This is a genomic window from Streptomyces sp. NPDC059679, from assembly GCF_042734105.1.
Classification (GTDB): Bacteria; Actinomycetota; Actinomycetes; order Streptomycetales; family Streptomycetaceae; genus Streptomyces.
Window position 1 is genome coordinate 13,461 of sequence record NZ_JBHWES010000035.1, and the last position, 19,124, is coordinate 32,584.

Below are 19,124 nucleotides of genomic sequence, written 5' to 3' on the forward strand. Positions count from 1 at the left end.
GGCTCGGCAGGCCCAAAGCGCGGCGTAGCACGCGAAAAGGACCTGCGGCAGCAGGGTGACACGGGAGTCTAAAACTGGTCTAAATTCACTGCCCTTCCGGCGCGCCCTTGCGCCGCCGGCCGGCCAGGCGCCGACCGATCCGGCCGAACGCGCCGGGACGGCTCCACGCCCGGAACTCATCGGCCCAGCGGACGCTCGTACGCTCCAGACAGCGCTCGACGGAGGCGATGTCCGCGGCGGGCAGCGTCCGCACCACCGGACGGAGCACCGAGTCCAGCAGCGCCGTCCGCGTCTCCTGCCAGGCGCCACCCGCCTGGGGATGGGAGCTCCAGGCGGTGAAGCACTCGGCCACATACGAGGGCTCGGCGCGGAGCCGGTCCTGTACCCGCTCGGACCCCGCGGCCCGGCCGTAGGCGGCGACGAGGGCCGGGTCCTCGCTGTGGATCAGCGCGTACAGCTCTCCGTCCGGGGCGTCCTCGGACAGCACACGGTCCGCGAGCGCGCCGAAGGCATGCTCCAGGACCGTCGGCTCCACCGGCTCCGCCGTGGCCCGAAGCGACAGCGCCCGCTCGGCCCAGCCGGGCTCGGCGTGACGGCTCCGCAGATCGCGGGCGAACTCCAGGAGCAGTAGCGACGCGCGGTCGCGCGGCGTCAGCACCTCGGCGAAACAGCGCAGCAGGTCATGGGCGAGATCGGGTACGTCGGTATCGTCCGCGGGCCCTTCGAGCGCGGCCTTGAGCAGCGTGGCCGAGGTGCCGGCCGCGCGGTGGGCGTCGGATCCGATCTCGCCGAGCATCAGCCGGGCCTCGTGGGCGGTCGGTGTGCCGCCCTCCCACACCAGCCCGACCGCGGTGCGCAGCACGAGCGGATCGGCGAACACCGAGACTCCGCCGGAGCGCAACACGGCGTTCAGCACCGTGGCGCGGTCGCCTCCGCCCGCCGTCAGCCGCGGCGCCTCGGCGCACATCCGCAGATGGGGGAGGGCCTTGCTCTCCGCGAACCGCAGCGGCACCAGGGCCAGCAGCCGGGCCGCGGCGAGCGGATCGCCCGCGGCCAGGGTGTCGAGCTCGCCGAGCAGCGCGGTGCGCAACGCGAAGTGCTCGTCCAGCGCCAGGCGCACCGCGGGGGTGTGTGTCGCCTCCGGATCGGCCAGCAGCGCATGGGCGAGCCCATGTGCCACCTTGGGCAGCAGATCCGAGCAGTCCACGCCCAGCAGATCGGCGATACGCAGCAGCTCCAAGGGCCGGGCGATGCCCGGTTCGGTGTCGGATACGCCGACGCGCAGATCGGCAGCGAGCTCGCCCGCGAGGCGCAGCCGGACCTCCTCGGTGAGCGCGTCGGGCCGCAGGGCTTCGAGGCCCGGGCCGGCCACGGGCGCGCGGACGGCCTCGGCCAGCACCAGCGCGGCGAGCGGTGTGCTGACAGTGGTCGGCACCCTGCCGTCCAGACAGGTGAACAGCCCTGTCAGGGCCGCCTTTTCGGCATCGGACCGGCCCCCGTCCGGCACGCACAGCGCCGCCAGCAGCCGGTGCAGCCGCTCGTCGCCCAAAGCTTCCGGGTGGTGGCGCGCCCAGTCCGCCGCCTCGGTGCGGCCGGTGGTGCCGAGGTCGAGCCCCGCGCACAGCGCGGCGACGGCGAGCGCACCAGGGGCGAAGGGGCCACCCGGCAGCGCGTCGGCCTCCTTGAACAACTCGGGCCGCCCGCCCAGCCAGATGCCCGCGGCCACCTCCGCCCAGGCGTCGGACACCGGCTCCCCGGTCCTCCGGCCGGCCACGTCGTATACGCGGTAGCGGTGGCCGTGGTCGGCCGGTTCCCGGCCGTCTTCCGGCCGTACGCCGATGATCTGCTGCCGGGAGAGCTCCGGCCGCGGCGCATAGGTGGTGAACGTCAGCCGGTGGCCGAAGTCGCGCGGCAACGCGGCGCAGGCCAGGGCGATCCACCGGGCCACATCGGCGCTGTCCCGCTCCACCAGGATGATCCGCGGCGCGGACTCGTCCTCGCTCAGCCCGCGCAGATCCGAGAAGAAGCGCGCGAGCCACGGAGCCCGGGAGCCCGCGAAGGCGACCAGGCCGTCCCGGTTCAGGCGCCCCGAGGCGGTCAGCGCCTCCAGGGGCTCCGGGACCCCGCCCTCCGGCGCGCGAGCGGCCCACTGCGGGGAGTCCCAGGCGGTGATGGGCAGCGCGCCGCCCGGCAGCGACGCACCCGTGGGCAGATACACGGCATGGCCATGGAAGGTGCCCCGGCGCGCGCTGTGGTCGGCCCCCGTATGGACCGTACGGGCCAGAAGCCCGCTGCCGTCGGAGAGTCGGCTGTAGCTGAACGTCTCCGGAGACGAGGCACGTTCGGAACCGGAGGGACGCGGGGGCGCGTCAGCTGGCGGCTCGTATCCGATCAGCTGCTCGACCTCCCCGAGCAGCGACGCCGGCACCGCGGCGCTGACCGCGGTGAACCGGACTCCGGATCCATCGTGCCCCAGCGGTGCCGAGGTGTAATGCAGCTGCGCCAGGTTCATCTTCCGGGCCTCCACGGCTCCAGCACCACCGCCCGCTCCCCTGCTCCCCGTTGACTGTGAGAAGGATTATCACAGCAGATCCACCTCTGCGGTGGCGGAGTCCCCAGGTTCGCCCGGGGTGGTGGTGGCGTACCGCTGGGACCGGCGCGCGGCCGGTCCCAGCGGGCCTTCTGGCCAGCGGGTCTTCTAGCCGGCCTGGATATCGGCGAGAAGTTTCCTCGCCTCCGCCAGCTTCGGCCCATAGGTCGCGGGATCGGTGGCATTGAGCGCGGTGAAGATGTCCACGGCCTCCTGCGCCCGCGTAAGCGCCTGGTCCCGCTGGCCCGACTGGCGCAGATACGGAATCGTCGGCCACATCAGCCAGTCGCCGAGACCGGGACGGTACTTGGGGTCCTCGGCGGCGAGCTTGCGGAGCAGATCGGTCGCCTGGACGGCGCACTGGGCGCCCTGGATGTGGTCGGGCTTGCCCCACAGGGCCTGCGCCAGATTGACCAGCGTCCAGGCTTTTTTGTACGTGAGCTCATCGGAGCCGGGCTGCTCCTGGAGCAGTGTGTCGTACAGCCCCAGCGCCTCCTGCTCACGGGCGATCGCCTCGTCGTAGCGGCGCGTGCCCAGCAGATAGGTGCCCGCGGGGAACACCAGCCACGACGCGAGCCCGGCCCGGTAGCCGGGCTTCTTGGCGGTGAGCCTGCGGAGCAGATCGGTCGCCTCGACGGCACGCCGGGCACCCTGTTCATGGTCGGGCTTCGCCCACAGGGCCTGTGCCAGATTGACGAGCGTCACGGCCTTCTTGTACGCGAGGTCGTCGGAGTCGGGCTGCTCCTGGAGCAACGCGTCGTACAGGCCCAGCGCCTCCTGCATACGGGCGACGGCCTCGTCATAGTGACCGGCGGCCAGCAGATAGGTGCCCACGGGGAACACCAGCCATGACGCGAGCGTCGCACGGTAGTCGGGGTCCTGCGCCACGACCTCACGGGCGATGGCGAGTCCGTCGGCCGCCCGGGCGATGGCCTCCTCGCGCAGCGGGCCGGGGAGGTTCCACAGCGTCTGCGCCCTCGTCATCAGGGCCCGCGCATCCGCGATACGGGCCGATGCGCTCGGTGTGGCCGTGTCGTAGAAGGAGGTCAGCAGTTTGGGCACGTCACCGATCTCGCTGCCGAAGTCGACCCGGTAGAGCGATACGCTCCCCGCCGCCATCGGCACCGCGGTGAACTCGGCGTATGACCACCAGGGCTGTCCGAGCCGCAGCGGAGCCGACCAGTTGGGCTGCTGAGGATCCCGGTAGATGGTCTGAACGCGGTTGTCCCGGCCCTCCCAGAAGACGTTGAGCCGCCGGTCCCCGGTCACCGCCGGGACGATTGTCCAGGGGTAGCCATGCTTGGTGAGGCGCTGTGGGGTGATCTCGGCCGGTGCGCTCCAGCCTCCGTCGTAGTGGATGTTCCACACGGCCCCGAACTTGCCCAGCCAGACCACGTCGGCCTTTCCGTCGCCGATGCCCGCGGCGTGAATGGTCGACGGAAGGTCGGATCCGGGGAACTCGGCGATCTGCGCGGGTGCGCTCCAGGCGGGGGTGGTCGCATGGGAGTCGTAGGTGACGCTGTGGACCGTCCGGTCGTCTCTGGCCCAGATCGCCATCACCACTCCGGGCGACGGACAGGCCACCGTGAGGTCCGAGACCAGTGACATGGCGCCTGCCGGGGTGGCCGGCTGTGGTGCGCCCCACGCTCCCGTGGCGTCCTGGAACGCGGCCATCAGCGTGAGGGTCCCATGGTCGAGCCACACCACGACAACCGAGCCCGGTGTGGCGACGGCCTCGACGAACGAGATAGTGGTGGAGTCGCCACTCACCTTGACCGGAGCGGCCGGCCATCCGGTCGGCTGCCGGGGGTCGGTGCGCGTGGCGTAGATGCTGTTGTCCTCGCCCTGCATGAGGACCGTGACCAGGCCCGGCCCCGAGGACAGGGCGCGGGGCCTGGACTCCTCCGGCACCGTGTTCTCCGCGCTGATGGCCACCGACGGCTTCCAGGCCGGTGCGGTCGCGGTGGAGTCGTAGGACGTCGTGCGCAGCTGTGCCTTGTCCGGATCCCGCCACACCAGCACGGTGCGTCCCGGCCGGTCCGACGCGCCAGTCAGAGATTTCATGGCGTCCGGCACCTCCACCGGGATCCAGGGGGACCATGCGGGTGTGCGCGGGTCCTTGGCCCAGTAGGCCACGGTGTCGTGGAAGGCCATGAGTTTGGCCAGACCGACCTTGACCCGCATATCGGCGCGGAGCTGGTCGGTGTAGTAGGCCCTGGCGTCGTCGAACTCGGCCTGCCCTCCCGGACGCCACCCGGTGTCGTCGTGCCCCGTGTCGAAGCCGGTGATGCGGTCCACGCACTGGTAGCCGATGAAGTAGCTTCCGGCGGGGTCCAGAGTGCCGGCGGTATACGGTTCGATGGCCTGGTCCGCGTGGAGGAACACCCAGTCGAGCCGCGCCGCGTGCCGGGCCAGCTCCTCGCGGGCCAGCCGGTCCTCGCGGTACTGCGGATTGAGCCCGGCGATCACACCGAACCGGACGGTCAGCGCATAGACATACGCGATGTACGCCAGCCGGTGGTCGAAGACGCTTTCGGTGGAGTTGGGATCCGGCCGGTAGAAGAAGGAGTCGCCTTCCAGCAGCGTATTCGCGGCGATCCGTGAGTTGTCGTCGGCGGCGGCCCGCAGCAGCGGGTCCTTGCGCCCGTCGGCGACCCAGCTGCTGAGCTCGTCCGTGGCCGTGCGGGCCCGTCCGCGCAGGCCGTCCAAGTCGCGCTGCAGGCCCAGGACATACGCCTGCTGCTCGACCCTGACCGCCTGCTTGACGGCTTCGAGTACTTCGTCGAACCGCCCCTGGAGGGCGACGAAATCCTGGTGCAGCACGTCCAGTTTGGCCAGGATCTCCTCTTCGGGAGTGGGGTCCTCCCTGCCGAGGCTGACGAACGCGACGATGCCCTGGTAAGCCTCGTACGCCTTCTTGCCGGCTTCGTAGATCGCGAGCGCCGTGAGGACGGGTGTGGGTGTGGTCATATCCGGTTGCTCCCCCCGTTGGCCTGTGCCCGTAGCGGGCACGCCTGCGACTGGTCATCCGCGCGCTGGTCAATGCGGCGTAGAACCAGTCCTTCTCGCTAAGTAAACACCAAAGCGGTGTCGTATATGGCGATTAAAAGCGAACAATCCCTCGCGTCCTCAAGGGAGTTCAATGTCCTGTTGTGGTGTGGCGGATGGTCCGCTCCGACGGCCCGGCTCCCGTCGGAGACCTTGACGCGTCTCGGGCGCGATGCATTGATGGGAGCGCTCCCAGTTCCTCGCCCGCGTCAACCGTCATGTGCTCACTCCTTGGAGTCGCGATGAGACGAACGAGACCGCCGGCCGTCCTGCTGGCCGTACTCCTCGGGATCCTGGGCCTCGGCCCGACCGCCCAGGCCGCCGCCCCCGCCGAGTCGAGCGCCGCGGCGGCCACCGGTCTCCACATCAGCGGCGGGCGCCTGTTGGAGGGCAACGGCAACGATTTCATCATGCGCGGCGTCAACCACGCCCACACCTGGTACCCGGGCGAGACCCAGTCGCTGGCCGACATCAAGGCGCTCGGCGCCAACACCGTCCGCGTCGTGCTCTCCAACGGCCACCGCTGGACCAAGAACAGCCCCGAAGACGTTGCCGCCGTCGTCGCCCAGTGCAAGGCCAACCGGCTGATCTGCGTACTGGAGGTGCATGACACCACCGGCTACGGCGAGGAATCCGCGGCCGCCTCGCTCGATCAGGCGGCCGACTACTGGATCGGCCTCAAGAGCGTGCTCACCGGCGAAGAGAACTACATCGTCATCAACATCGGCAATGAGCCCTGGGGCAACACCAACCCCGCCGGCTGGACCGCACCCACCACCGCCGCCATCCAGAAGCTGCGCGGCGCCGGATTCCAGCACACGATCATGGTCGACGCCCCCAACTGGGGCCAGGACTGGCAGAACGTCATGCGCGACAACGCGCAGAGCGTCTACAAGGCCGACACCACCGGCAACCTGATCTTCTCGATCCACATGTACAGCGTCTACGACACGGCGCAGGAGATCACCGACTATCTCAACACCTTCGTCAGCGCCCGCCTGCCCATCCTCATCGGCGAGTTCGGCGGACCCCCCGACCAGTACGGCGACCCTGACGAGAACACCATGATGGCCGCCGCGCAGCAGCTGAAGCTCGGTTATCTGGCCTGGTCCTGGAGCGGAAACACCGATCCGATCCTGGACATGACCACCAACTTCGACCCCAACAAGCTCACCGACTGGGGCAAGCGCGTCTTCAACGGCCCCAACGGCATCGCCGAGACCTCCCGCGAGGCCACCGTCTACAGCGGTGGCTCCGGCGGCGACACCCAGGCCCCGACCGCCCCCGGCACCCCCATCGCCTCGGCCGTGACGGCCACCTCCGCCACGCTCACCTGGCCCGCCGCCACCGACAACGTCGGCGTCGCCGGCTATGACATCGTCCGCGTCAGCGGCGGCACCGAGACGAGGGTCGCCACCTCGACCGGCGCCAGCGCGAGCATCACCGGCCTGACCGCCGCCACCTCCTACACCTTCGCTGTCTACGCCCGGGACGCGGCCGGCAACCGCTCGGCCCGCTCGGCCACGGTCGGCGTCACCACCGAGGCGGGCGGCGGCTCCGGGGCGGGCTGCTCGGTCGGCTACCGCGTCGTGGGCGACTGGGGCAGCGGCTTCCAGGGCGAGATCTCCATCCGTAACACCGGATCCGCCGCCATCAGCGGCTGGACTCTTGGGTTCTCCTTCGCCGACGGCCAGACCATCAGCAACATGTGGGGCGGCACGCCGCAGCAGTCCGGTGCCGCGGTGACCGTCACGCCCGCCGCCTACACCTCCACCATCCCCGTCGGCGGCTCGGTCACCGTCGGCTTCACCGCCAACAGGGGCAGCACCAACTCCGCGCCGACCGCCTTCACGCTGAGCGGCAGTTCCTGCGCGACCGGCTAACGACCCTCGGATGTCGCGAGGGCGTCCGCTCGTACGTGTTCGACCACCCCGTCCGGGAAGCGGATCTCCACGGAGCCGTCCGGTGTCACACCGGCGCGGGCGCCCGAACGCACGGCATCGATGTCACGGCACACGCCGGGGTCGGCCGTGAGCAGGACCAGCGTCACCAGCAACCGGGTGCCGCCGGGGTGCCGGTCCAGGGTGAGCAGGGGGGTCGCCGAGTGGCGGCCGTAGGCGTTGTGGTCCCGCGCCTGCGCCACCGTTCCGCGCGGCGGCCCGTCCTCGCCGTCCCAGCCGAGCAGGCCCACGAGCGCGCTGGTCAGGCCGTCGTGGCGGCGGGCCAGTGCCCAGCCGGGGCCGGCGTCCGCGGTGGGCGGGCCGGTGTCGCAGGCCACCGCCCAGCCGCCTTCGCGTACGGAGGCACCGGGCGGGGCCTGGACATGGTGCACCCGCACCTCCCACGGGCCGTGCACGAGGCCGGCCGTGGCGATACGCGAGGCGGAGCCCGTGTGTTCCTCGGCCTCCGGGACGAGCGGGGTGTGCCATGAGGCGGCGCGACGGCCTTCGGCGTACAGCGGGTGGATACGGCCCCGGCGGGACGGGCCCGAGGGGGTCAGCAGCGCGATGTGGTTGTCCGGGCCGGGCGGTTCGTCGCCGGGCGGGGTCTCCGGCGCGGTGGCGGTGGAGTAGGCGAGCCGGGTGTAGTGCGGGCTGTCCTGCGGGGTGGCGGGCGGGGGTGGCAGCCGGTCGCTGCCGTGGTTGACCAGGCGTACGATCCCGTCGGCCGCGGTGGAGTGCAGCAGCCAGCCCGGGGCGGGCAGGGCCAGGTGGTGGTCGGCGGTCTCCACGGGGCCGGGTTCCTCGGCCGCCGTCCACACCGGGTGGTCGGCGGGGAGCAGCAGACCGAGGAATGCCTTGCTCGCCCAATAAGGGGAGGCGGGGCCCGAGTAGGGCTGGGTGACCGGGCGGAAGGGGCGGTACCAGCCCAGGCTCAGCAGGCCGTTGGCATCGGGTGCGCCGTGGTCGGCGAAGTGTTTCAGGGCGCCGGAGGCAAGTCGGCGGGTGCGGCCGGGTGGCAGCGGGGTGGCGTCGGTGAGGGCGCCCGCCCACAGGGGCGCGGTGGCGGCATAGCGGTAGGTGAGGGAGCGGCCCTGGTGCACGGGTGCGCCGTCGGAGCCGAAGAAGTACTGGTGGGTGTCCAGGAAGGTGTGCAGTCGGGCCCGGTGTTCGGTGACCAGGGCGGCGTCGGCGCGGCGCCCGGCGATGCGCGCCCACAGAACGGGGTACAGATGCAGCGCCCAGGCGTTGTAGTAGTCGAATTTCCGCCCGTCGCCGTCCGTGTACCAGCCGCCGCCCCGGTACCAGTCGTCCAGGCGCGCCAGGCCCGCGTCGATCTCCGCGCGGCTGTGGGGCGCGTCGATGGAGGCGAGGAACTCTTCGGTGATGACCTGGAAGAGACGCCAGTTGGAGTCGTTGGCGGTGGCCCCCACGAAACCGCCGAGCCATGCGGCGGTCCGCCGGCGTACGGGGTCGGGCAGTCGGTCCCACAGCCACGGGCGCGTCTCGTGCAGGGCGATCGCGATGGACGCGGCCTCCACCATGGGCTGGCCGCGGTCGGTGATGGGCGGCCACCGCTCGGGGTGGCGGGGGTCGGTGCCGGTGGCGAGGCCGGTGGCGTAGCGCTCGATGAGCGCCTGGACCACGGTGCTCCCGGGGGTGTCGGCTCCACCGGCCCCGGCGATACGGAAGGCGGCGAGCAGGAAGGAGCGGGCGTAACCCTCGAGCCCGTCCGACCAGGCGCCGGCGTAGCTCGCCGGGCCGGGGAGCCGGTACTGGGCCAGGCCGGGTGAGGCGTACGGGACGAGCGCGGTCAGCAGGTGGTCGGCGGTGGCCTCCCAGTGGGCCCGGGTATAGCCCGTATACGGCGACCGTCGGGGGTCGGGGGGCGGCAGGTGGTCGGTGTCGACGATGCGATGCGGCGCGGTCATGCCGGGTCGGGTCCTCCGTATGTCACTGTGCGCGTGCGGACGGGGGCGGGCTCACGCTGTCGCGTACGACGATGTGGGTGCCGAGCACATGCCGGGTCTCCGCGGTCTCCTCGGGATCGCGCAGGGCCAGGCGTACGGCGGCCCGCCCCAGTTCCTCGGCGGGGGTGTGGACGGTGGTGAGCGGGGGGCTGAAATCCTGGGCGAGAGGGATGTCGTTGTAGCCGACGAGGGAGATGTCGTCGGGGACGCGCAGGCCCGCGTCGGAGATGGCGCGCAGGGCGCCCGCGGCGACCATGTCGTCCCCGGCGAAGACCGCGGTGAACTCGCGTGTCTTCTTGAGGAGTTCGGCCATGGCGCGGTGTCCGGCGGCGCGGCCCAGGCCGCAGTCGACGATATGCGCGGACTCGGCCGGCAGGCCGTGTGCGGCGAGCGCGGCCCGGTAGCCCAGGACGCGGGCGTCCAGGGCCGTGTTGCCGGGCAGTCCGCCCAGGAACACGATCCGCCGGTGTCCCGTCGAGATCAGATAGCTGGTGATGGCTCTGGCGCCGGCCTCGTTGTCGAAGACGATGACGAGCGCCGGCAGGCCGGGGTCGGGCGAGGGACGGCCGCACAGCACCAGCCGGGAGCCGGCGGCGTCCAGGGCGTGGGCGTAGTGGGCCACCCGTTCCCGGTAGGCGTCGTCCTCGACGACACCGCCCGCCAGGATGACCACGCCGGCACCCTCCTCCCGCATCAGCTGGACGAACTCCATCTCCCGCTGCGGATCGCCGCCGGTGCTGCCGACCAGGCACAGCAGGCCGTGGGCCGTCGCCTCCGCCTCGACGCCCTCGGCGACCTGCGCGTAGAACGGATTGGTGACCTGGCGCACGACGACGGCGACCATCTTGCGGCCGCCGCCGACCAGGGCGCGGGCATGGGGGTTGGCGACGTAGTCCAGGGCGCGCGCGGCACGGAGCACTCGGGTACGGGTGGCCGGCGGCACCGGATACTTTCCGCTGAGCACACGGGAGACGGTGGCCGCGGACACGCCCGCCCGCCCCGCCACATCGCGGATCGTGATCCGCCCCCGCCCCGTCGCCGCCATGCCGTCTCCCATCTCCTCGTGCCCCCCGTGCCTCTCGTGCCTTTCGTGGCCACCTGGTCGTCGGTGCCCGCTCAGCTGTTGGCGGCGTGCTCCTTGGCGTACTCCTCGGCGAGCCTGTCGCCACCGCGGGAGCGCCACCGCTTGACGGCGTCGTCGTATTCGGACATCGGGACCCGGCCGGCGATGACCCCCGTGATGGTGTCGTCCATCAGCGCCCTGAGCGTGGCGCCCTGGGCGGTTTCGGTGCGGGACTGGAGCCCGTACGACGCGTTGCGGATGGCGACCGGGACCACCTTCTGCTGCCAGGCGTGCAGGGCGCGTACGGCCTCCGGCCTGCCCGGCACGAAGAGCACCTGGGGTCCTTCGGCCAGATACCTGAAGGGGAGGTTGCTGACGTTCTCCACCTGACCGAGCTTGGTGGTCTTGGGCGCGCCGTCCTTGTCGCGGGTGAAGTGCACGCCCTCCACGCCGTAGTGGATCAGTTCCCACTCCTTGGTGCCGAAGGGGGCGGCCAGATAGTCGAGCAGGCGCAGCAGCAGTTCGACGCGTTCCTTCTTGGCCTTCTTCACGATGGTGTAGCCGAAGGAGCGGCGGGCGGCGACGATCCCGCCGGGGGTGCCGTCCACGCTGTAGGGGGTGGCGGGGGCGGGGGTGAGCAGGCCCTCGGAGTCGGGGTAGAGGGTCTGGTAGGCGCCGAAGCCGTTCTGCTGGGAGCCCACCGTGCCGTTGAGGAACAGCGTGGACAGGTCCACCTGCGACAGCGAGGTGGCGTCGGGGTGGTAGGAGCCGTTCTTGCGCAGCCGCGCCTGGAAGGCGATCGCCGCCTTGTAGCGTTCGTCGGTGTAGTTCGGGTGGAAGGTGCCCTTCTTGTCCACGGCCCAGCCCTGCGGGGCGTTGTGGGCGGCGGAGTGCACCCCGTTGCCGAACAGCGAGCCGGTGGCGGCGCCCAGCGCGTACGTTTTGCCGTGGGTGGCCTTCTTGGCGACGTCGGCGAAGTCCTGGGCGGTCCAGCCCTGTTTCATACCGGCGTCGGTGAACATGCCCTGGTTGAGCCACAGCGTGGAGCCGGGAAGCGGACGTTCGAGGGGGATGCCGTAGAGACGGCCCCCGATGCGGCCCATGTCACGCCAGGCGTGGGTGGGGATACCCGCCAGGTTGGGGTATTTCTTGATGGCCTCGCCCGACAGGAAGGGCGTCAGGTCCTCGGCCCTGCGCTGCACGAACTGCGCCTCGCGGGGCAGGACGAACCCGGAGAAGACGTTGATGATGTCCGGCAGCGAATCGGGGTCGCCGGCCATCACCGTGGCCATCTTCTTCTGGTAGTCGGCCTGCGAGATGATGGTGTACTCGATCTCGACACCGAGGGCCTTCTCGATGGCCCGCCAGTACTGGTTCTGCCCGCGCCCCTTGGGCGGTGTGCCGAAGGTGATGGACATGACCTTGACCGTAGAGCCGTCGCCCGGGGTGCGCGCGACCGAGGTGGCCAGGTCGGAGGGGTAGGCGGTGTAGCCGGCCTGGACCCCCGCCTCGGTGGCGGCGAGGTCCGGCTTGGCGCCCGGGGCCGGCTGGTAGGCGGGCCACGCGGCGAGCTTCTTGCCCGCGTTGCTGACGTCGCCGTCGTCCGAACCGGTGGAGCAGGCGGTCAGCAGACCGGGGACGCAGACCGCGGCGCCACCGGTGGCCATGGAACGCAGCAGAGTGCGTCGGGACATGCTGGGCATGGGCGAATGACCTTTCTGGATGCGGCTCTTGCTGGTGGTTCTCGGCTCTGGCCGGCTCTCAGCGCTTGCCGGCTCTCAGCTCTCGCCGGCTCTCAGCTCTTGATGGCGCCGGTGAGTACGCCCTTGGTGAAGTACTTCTGGAGGAAGGGGTAGACGACCAGGATCGGCACGGTGGCGATGACCAGGATTGCCATCTGGATCGTCTGCGGCGCGTTCACCGTGGCCTCACCGGTGGTGGTGTCCGTGAGCCCCGACCCGGTCACGACGTAGGTCCGCAGCACCTGTTGGAGTGGCCAGTGGTCGCTCTCGAGGTAGAGCGAGGCGTAGAACCAGGAGTTCCAGTAGGCCACGGCGTAGAACAGCCCGACGACGGCCAGCGCGGCCTTCGACAGGGGCAGCACGACCGACCACAGGACCCGCAGGTCTCCGGCGCCGTCCAGGCGGGCCGCCTCGTACAGTTCCCCGGGGATGGCCTGGAAGAAGCCGCGCAGGACGACGAGGTTGAACACGCTGATCAGCACCGGGAGGATCAGCGAGGCGTAGGAGTCGAGCAGTCCGAGCTCCTTGACGAGCAGGAAGTTCGGGATCATGCCGGGCGGGAAGAGGAAGGTGAACAGGACGAGCAGGAGTACGGGCCTGCCGCCGAACACGCCGGGGCGGGACAGGGCGTAGGCGAGGGTGACCGTGCAGACGAGGCTGAGCAGGGTGCCGACGAGGGTGACGCCCGCGCTGACGCCGAGTGCGTGGGTGACGATGCCGCCGTCGAGAATGTCCCGGTAGGCCTGGAGGGTCGGGTTCTCGGGCCACAGCACCCAGCCGCCGTTGGCCACCACCTCGCGCTGGGAGGCCAGCGAGGTCGACACGATCACGAGGAACGGCACACAGACCAGCAGCACGACCGCGACGAGGGCCACGGCTTTGGCGGCCTGGGTGACGGGCCTGGGCCTCTCCATCCAGCCGGGCCGCACATGGGCGCTCACTTGTAGACCCCCTGTTCCCCGAGCCGGTGGGCGACCTTGTTGGCCGCGTAGACGAGCAGGGCGCCGACCAGGCCCTTGAACAGGCCCGCGGCCGCCGCGAACCCGTAGTCACCGCCGACGATGCCCTGGTAGTAGACGAAGGTGTCGATGATCTCGGCGGCCTGCGGGCCGACCGCGTCGCGCTGGAGCAGCATCTGCTCGAAGCCGACGGAGAGGATGTCGCCCAGCCGCATGATCAGCAGCAGCACGATCACCGGCCGGATCGCGGGCAGCGTGACATGCCAGAAGCGTCGCCAGGGCCCCGCGCCGTCGATCGCGGCGGCCTCGTACTGCTGCTCGTCGACCTGGGACAGCGCGGCCAGGAAGATGATGGTGCCCCAGCCGGCGTCCTTCCAGATCACCTGCGCCACCACCAGCGGTTTGAAGGCGTCCGGGTTGCCGATGATGTCCACGGTGTGCAGACCGGCGTCGCCGAGATAGCCGTTCAGCATGCCCGTGTCCCCCAGGAGCTGCTGGAACAGGGCCACGACGATCACCCATGAGACGAAGTGCGGCAGATACACCACCGATTGCACAAAGCGGCGCACGGTGGACCAGGTGAGGCTGTGCAGCAGCAGCGCGAGGGCGAGCGGGACGGGGAAGTAGAAGACCAGCTGGAGGACCGCGATCCAGAGGGTGTTGAACACCGCGTCCCAGAAAGCGCCGTCTTCCAGCATCCGCTGGAAGTTGCCGAGGCCGGTCCAGGGGCTGCCCCAGATACCGTCGAAGGGCACGTACTCCTTGAAGGCGATGACGTTGCCGACCAGCGCGCCGTAGTGGAACACCAGAAAGTACGCGAGCCCGGGCACCATCAGCAGGAACAGCGTCCGGCTGCGGCGTCTTTGAAAACCTTTTCGCTTGATTGAAGCGCCTGACGGGTGACGGGAGGGGCGGCTCACCGTCGATTTCCCAGGGCGCTCGCGTAGCAGCGCTGCCACGGAGCCTCCTCGGCTGTGGGTATGGAGTGAGGGGAAGTTAAAACGTTTTCAGGCCGGGGTCAACACTTCTGACGCATCTTCGGCGCCCGCCTGTGGTGCCGTCCGTGCGCCCGTCCGCGGTTCACCGGTGCGCCGCGCCTTGACGCTTGGACCGGGCGCTGCCAGACTCGCGGCCACACTCCAGAAAGCGCTTGCTCCGCCCTGCCGCCGAACGGTGTGTGAGAAGGCGTCACTCCAGCGATGGGCGGGCTCAGGGCGGAAAGCCGACCCCCACACAGGAGATGACGAGATGGGACGCCGCCGTAGACCGGTACCGCCCTCCTTCCCGCGCGCTCATGTGGTCCGCCGTACACGGACAGCCATGACCGGCGCCGTGGCCCTCCTCGCGTCAGCCGTCGGGCTGAGTCCGTCGGCCGGCGCCGTGGCGATCCCGGGCCCCGCGGAGCCGGCCCCCGACCGGGCCACGCCGCGGATCGCGGCCTGCGGTGACGGCTCGTACCAGGCGGAGGCCGTGCTGAGCGGCAGCACCTGGACCGCGCGCCACGGAAGCAGCGTCGTGTACACCGGCACCGATATGCGCTCCGCGATGCAGGCGGCGATCAACGGCCTGACGGCCGGGCGTACGTCAAAGGAGCGCGTCGTCGTCCGCGGCTCCGGCTCCGTCAGTGCCAACTCCCGTGTTTCACTGCCCAGTTACACGACGCTGGACGTCTGCGGCACGATCAATGTCACCGGCAGCGGCTCCGGGGACCAGGCGCCGGTCTACGCCCGTGGCGCCCGGGACATCGAGATCCAGAACCTCAAGGTCACCGGCAGCCCGCTGTACGGGATCTTCATGCGCAACGTCCAGAACGTGGTGCTCGGCCAGATCGATATGCGCCTGTCGGCGGGGCTCGGCGTCAGGATCGACAACCGCGGCGACACCAGCCAGTGGACGAAGAACGTCAGGATCGACAACGTCTATGTCTCCGGAGCCTCAAGCCACGCGGTGGAGACCTACGGTGTCGACGGCATCACCATCGGCACGGTGACCGCGCGCAACGTGGGGGAGTCGGGCCTGCTGCTCAACCAGACCATCAACGCCACCGTCACCAAGGTCGACGCGGACAACGCGGGCGCCGGCACCGGCTATGCGGCGTTCCGCATGGCCAACCGCAATGGCCGGGTCGGCAGCGGTTACCCCACCAACATCCGGGTGGGCGAGGTCATCGCGCGCGGCGGTGGGCGCGGAGTGTTCTGTGTCTCCGAGAGCGGGGGCGCGGTCATCGACAGGGTGACCATCTCCGACACCGGCAACAACGCGGTCCTCATCGAGAACTGCTACAACCTGAATCTCGCCGCACAGAGCGGCACCGTCACGGGCGGCGGCGAGATCCGGCTCGCCGCCGCACGGAGTTCGCCAACAACCGGGACATCACCGTCCAGAACCTCACCGTGACCAACTCGACGATCCGGGAGAACCCCTGCGGTGAGAACACCGAGTTCCGCAACAACCGGCTGGTGAACAGCACCCAGAGCATCTGCTGAGCCGGGTCGCGTACGGACATCCGCTGAACCCGGCTGCGTACGCTGAACCCGGCCCCGTTTACGTAACCCCCCGGGTCCGGTCAGGCGTGAGCGGCGGCCGTCGCCTCGGCCGCCGCGGCGCGCTCCTCGCCCTCGCGCTGCGACCGCTTGGCGTACCAGCCCGTCCACAGGGCGAGGGCGCCGAGCACGCTGTAGATCAGGACCGGGCTGACGACCACCATGGTGTCGGTGGACAGCGTGTAGGCCAGCGCGACCCGGACCCCGGCTTCCAGCAGGTAGGCCACGCCCCACACCGCCGTCATCGTCATCATGGTCCTGCGGAACCCGTCGAACTGCCACAGACCGTTCCACCACGCGGTGCTCGCCTCGGTGCCGTCGGTGGCGAACTTGCGCCCGAAGTAGAACATCAGCGGGCGCGGCGCCAGCAGCGTCACCAGGCACAGCAGTCCGAACAGACCCGTCACGCCGGAGTCCTTGACCAGCAGCGCGCGGGTCGAGTGGGCGCCGACCAGCGACACCACGGCCGTGATCACAAGGAACACCAGGGTGACGATGGCGAATTCGTCCAGATGGCGGCGCCATGCGAGGTGGACGGCGCTGTCGAGCACCGGCCAGGCGCCGCTGGCCAAAAGCGCGGCGAATTCGCTCCAGCCGTGATCGTGGAGCGCGTTGTACGTGATGATCGGAGCCACGACGTTGAGGGCGATGGTGACAACCCAGCCGAGGATGGCGGCGCCCCTGGACCGGGCGGGCGGCGCCGGGCGTTCGTCCGGCCGCGCCGGCGGCGTGTTGGGTGTGCCCTGTGCGGTTGTGTCCTGGCCGGCCACGGTTCCCCCCGTAAGACGTGCTCGATGGTGCGGGAGGAGACTAGGACGGGAGCGCGGCGGGCGCCAGTACCGGTTCGTGCGGTCGGGTCCTGCGGCACTTCCCGTCGGCTTTTGTTGAAATTCTCCGCACAGCGCATCCGGCTAATGCGCCAACGTAATGGCTTTGCTTCTTCGGGAAACCCCAGCAAAATGGCGGTCATTGGGCTCATCCTGTAAGGAGCACTGGTTTGCGTTTCAGCGTATTGGGTCCGCTTCAGGTGCTGTCACTCGACCGGCCCGTCGCCATTGGCGGCCCGAAGCAGCACATACTGCTCGCGTTACTGCTCGCTCGTTCCGGCAGCACTGTTCCGGTGCCGCAGATCGTGGACACGCTCTGGCCGCGCAGGCCACCGCGGACCGCGTTGGCGCAAATCCACAGCCGTATCTCCTCACTCAGACACATCCTCGGCACGGAGACCATCAAAACGGTCCCGTCCGGCTATTCCCTGACACCGCCCCCGGGGGCGATCGACGCCCAGGTCTTCGAGGCGGAGGTCAGCCGGGCCATCGCGCTGCGGGCGGCCGGGCGGCACGGCGAGGCCACCGCCGTACTGCGGACCTGCCTGGGCAGATGGCGCGGCCCGTCGGCGTTCCAGCACCTGGAAGGCGAGCCGTTCGACCGCGAGGCCGGCCGGCTGGAGGAGCTGCGCCTCTTCGCCCTGGAACACCGGATCGGGGCCGACCTGGAGACACGGGACGCCGCCGAGCTGGTACCCGAACTGGTCGATCTCGTCGCGGCCCACCCCACCCACGAGCGCTTCCACCATCACCTGATGCTCGCCCTCGACCGCAGCGGGCGGCGCAGCGACGCGCTGAACGCCTACCTCGGCCTCCAGCGGCGGCTCGCCGCCGAGCTGGGCACCGATCCCGCCGAAGACCTCCAGCGCCTCTATCACCAGCTGCTCTCGATGGACCGCGGCGCGCCCGACCGGCGGCAGCGGCAGGGGCGGGCCCGGCCGGACCGCAGCGGCCCCGTGGGCCCCTTCGTGAACCAACTGCCGCCGGACATACCCGACTTCATCGGGCGCGGCCGTGAGCGGCGGATCGTCGTCGAAGCGCTCACGGCCGGCTCCGCCGCGCCGCAGGGCACCGCGGCGCGCGCCGTCATCGTCAGCGGCATGACCGGAGTGGGCAAGAGCGCGCTGGCGGTCCACGCCGCGCACCTGGCGCGCGAGAGCTTCCCGGACGGCCTGCTGTACATCGACGGGTCGGCCTTTCCGCGCACCGAGGAGGGTCTGCGGGGCGTCCTGGGACGGCTGCTGCACGGCCTGGGCGTACCGGAGGAGGAGCAGCCCGGCTCCTGGGCCCTGCGGCAGGACGTCTACCGGAGCCTCGTCGCCACCCGCCGTGTCCTGGTGCTCATCGACAACGTCACGGAGGCGGACGACCTGCGGGCGATCATCCCCACCGGGGGCGGCTCCGCGGTGTGCGTCACGACGCAGGTGTCCCATCTCGCCGTCGACGGCGCCGTGCGGGTGCCGCTCGATGTGCTGGGCGCCGACGAGTCCCGAGCGCTGCTGTCCTCCGGGCTGTGCCCCGGTCGCTTCGAGGGACAGGGTCGGTGGCTCGACGAGGTGCTTGCGGTGTGCGGCGGGCTGCCGGCCGCCCTGCGCGCGGTCGGCAATGTGCTGGCGGCCCGTCCCCACTGGTCCCTGGAGCAGGTCGCCGCCGCCCTCACCGGCGCCCGGAATCCGGCAAGTCGGCTGAGCCTGCCGGGACGCAGCCTGGCCGACGCCTTTGACGCGGCGTGCGGCCGGCTCACCGAGGACAGCAGGCGCGCCCTTTCGGCCCTGGCCGCACTGGACGTGGAGCGGCTGACGCCCGGTACGGCCGGGCCGCTCCTCGGCTGTTCCGGTACGGTCGCGGCCGCGCTTCTCGACGAGTTGACGGACCGCAATCTGCTGCGCCCCGTACCGGCCGCGCGGCCGCAGGAGTGGGCTTACGCCATGCACGCGTTACTGCGCGCGCATCTTCGCGCCACGCTTCCGGACGTGCTGCCCGCCAAGCTTCCCAACTCCGCGTATCGCGGCAATTGGGGTCAGTTCCACTTGCGATACCGAAATAGCGCGGAGGTAGGGATTCCGTAGCGGTGCGCGTTAACGTCCCGGTGTTTCCGCGGAACGCGGCTGTGGGCCGGGTGCCGCACGCCCTGTACACCGATTTCATAAAGGGGAGACTCTTATGAACAGCACCGTGACCGCCTGGAAGGACGCCACGTACCGCGAGGGCCTCGCGGTCGACCCGGGCCACCCGGCGGGCGTGGTGGACCTGACCGCCGACCTCGCCGACGAGGGCACCTCCGTGGCCGCCGTGACGCTCTCCACGCAGCCGTTCTTCCAGTGCTGCGGCTGACCGAGGCAGCATCCGCACCATCCCGCGGTGACCGCCCGTAGCGGCGGGCACCCCCCCACCGAGGGCCGCGCCCGGCCCGCCCCCCCCGGGCGGCCCCCCGGCCCCGCG

General features: G+C 70.7%; 11 protein-coding genes and 1 pseudogene. 4 read left to right on the forward strand and 8 right to left on the reverse strand.

The genetic code is table 11. The features are described from left to right. Positions 1-85 precede the first annotated feature (85 nt). Together ACFV2X_RS31445 and ACFV2X_RS31450 are read right to left on the reverse strand one after the other, a co-directional pair. Positions 86-2,512, reverse strand: coding sequence for a GTPase-associated protein 1-related protein (locus ACFV2X_RS31445; protein WP_385622940.1), 2,427 nt, complete (start codon positions 2,510-2,512; stop codon positions 86-88). 186 nt (positions 2,513-2,698) lie between these two features. Further along, a complete protein-coding gene (locus ACFV2X_RS31450; protein WP_385622943.1) occupies positions 2,699-5,560 on the reverse strand; it encodes a tetratricopeptide repeat protein in 2,862 nt (953 codons plus the stop codon). Between the two features lie 320 nt (positions 5,561-5,880). Between ACFV2X_RS31450 and ACFV2X_RS31455 the strand changes: the two genes are divergently transcribed. Next, positions 5,881-7,521 carry a cellulase family glycosylhydrolase gene (locus tag ACFV2X_RS31455; RefSeq protein WP_385622945.1) on the forward strand — a complete coding sequence of 547 codons (1,641 nt, stop codon included), beginning with the start codon at positions 5,881-5,883 and terminating at the stop codon, positions 7,519-7,521. On the opposite strand, the gene ACFV2X_RS31460 is transcribed toward ACFV2X_RS31455, so the two are convergent. The 5 genes from ACFV2X_RS31460 to ACFV2X_RS31480 all read right to left on the reverse strand — a co-directional run bounded on the left by ACFV2X_RS31460 (position 7,518) and on the right by ACFV2X_RS31480 (position 14,145). Then, complete coding sequence (locus ACFV2X_RS31460; protein ID WP_385622946.1) at positions 7,518-9,509, reverse strand: DUF2264 domain-containing protein; 1,992 nt, start codon at positions 9,507-9,509, stop codon at positions 7,518-7,520. The two genes, ACFV2X_RS31455 and ACFV2X_RS31460, sit on opposite strands and share 4 nt — an antisense overlap. A 22-nt stretch (positions 9,510-9,531) precedes the next feature. Beyond that, a complete protein-coding gene (locus ACFV2X_RS31465; protein ID WP_385622948.1) occupies positions 9,532-10,605 on the reverse strand; it encodes a LacI family DNA-binding transcriptional regulator in 1,074 nt (357 codons plus the stop codon). Positions 10,606-10,664: 59 nt separating this feature from the next. Beyond that, on the reverse strand, positions 10,665-12,314 hold the full coding sequence (locus ACFV2X_RS31470) for a sugar ABC transporter substrate-binding protein (RefSeq protein WP_385622949.1): 1,650 nt from the start codon (positions 12,312-12,314) through the stop codon (positions 10,665-10,667). A 92-nt stretch (positions 12,315-12,406) separates the two neighbouring features. Next, on the reverse strand, positions 12,407-13,294 hold the full coding sequence (locus ACFV2X_RS31475) for a carbohydrate ABC transporter permease (protein ID WP_385622951.1): 888 nt from the start codon (positions 13,292-13,294) through the stop codon (positions 12,407-12,409). After that, positions 13,291-14,145, reverse strand: coding sequence for an ABC transporter permease (locus ACFV2X_RS31480; protein WP_385622953.1), 855 nt, complete (start codon positions 14,143-14,145; stop codon positions 13,291-13,293). Before ACFV2X_RS31480 ends, ACFV2X_RS31475 begins: the two co-directional genes overlap by 4 nt. 487 nt (positions 14,146-14,632) lie before the next feature. On the opposite strand from ACFV2X_RS31480, the pseudogene ACFV2X_RS31485 reads away from it, so the two are divergent. Further along, positions 14,633-15,798: pseudogene (locus tag ACFV2X_RS31485) on the forward strand (hypothetical protein). Between the two features lie 80 nt (positions 15,799-15,878). On the opposite strand, the gene ACFV2X_RS31490 reads toward ACFV2X_RS31485, so the two are convergent. Further along, positions 15,879-16,625, reverse strand: a complete 747-nt coding sequence (locus ACFV2X_RS31490) for a VC0807 family protein (RefSeq protein ID WP_385622955.1) — start codon at positions 16,623-16,625, stop codon at positions 15,879-15,881. Between the two features lie 227 nt (positions 16,626-16,852). On the opposite strand from ACFV2X_RS31490, the gene ACFV2X_RS31495 reads away from it, so the two are divergent. Together ACFV2X_RS31495 and ACFV2X_RS31500 are read left to right on the forward strand one after the other, a co-directional pair. Next, the gene (locus ACFV2X_RS31495) at positions 16,853-18,751 is read left to right on the forward strand and encodes a BTAD domain-containing putative transcriptional regulator (RefSeq protein ID WP_385622957.1); all 1,899 of its coding nucleotides are present in this window, start codon (positions 16,853-16,855) and stop codon (positions 18,749-18,751) included. Between the two features lie 94 nt (positions 18,752-18,845). Next, positions 18,846-19,016, forward strand: a complete 171-nt coding sequence (locus tag ACFV2X_RS31500; RefSeq protein ID WP_014181724.1) for a mersacidin/lichenicidin family type 2 lantibiotic — start codon at positions 18,846-18,848, stop codon at positions 19,014-19,016. Positions 19,017-19,124: the final 108 nt, after the last annotated feature.

Excerpts from the sequence above, each read along its gene's own strand:
- ACFV2X_RS31455 (WP_385622945.1), top strand. The coding sequence starts at position 5,881 with ATGAGACGAACGAGACCGCCGGCCGTCCTGCTGGCCGTACTCCTCGGG.
- ACFV2X_RS31460 (WP_385622946.1), bottom strand. The coding sequence starts at position 9,509 with ATGACCGCGCCGCATCGCATCGTCGACACCGACCACCTGCCGCCCCCC.
- ACFV2X_RS31465 (WP_385622948.1), bottom strand. The coding sequence starts at position 10,605 with ATGGGAGACGGCATGGCGGCGACGGGGCGGGGGCGGATCACGATCCGC.
- ACFV2X_RS31480 (WP_385622953.1), bottom strand. The coding sequence starts at position 14,145 with ATGGTGCCCGGGCTCGCGTACTTTCTGGTGTTCCACTACGGCGCGCTG.
- ACFV2X_RS31470 (WP_385622949.1), bottom strand. The coding sequence starts at position 12,314 with ATGCCCAGCATGTCCCGACGCACTCTGCTGCGTTCCATGGCCACCGGT.
- ACFV2X_RS31500 (WP_014181724.1), top strand. The coding sequence starts at position 18,846 with ATGAACAGCACCGTGACCGCCTGGAAGGACGCCACGTACCGCGAGGGC.
- ACFV2X_RS31445 (WP_385622940.1), bottom strand. The coding sequence starts at position 2,512 with ATGAACCTGGCGCAGCTGCATTACACCTCGGCACCGCTGGGGCACGAT.
- ACFV2X_RS31450 (WP_385622943.1), bottom strand. The coding sequence starts at position 5,560 with ATGACCACACCCACACCCGTCCTCACGGCGCTCGCGATCTACGAAGCC.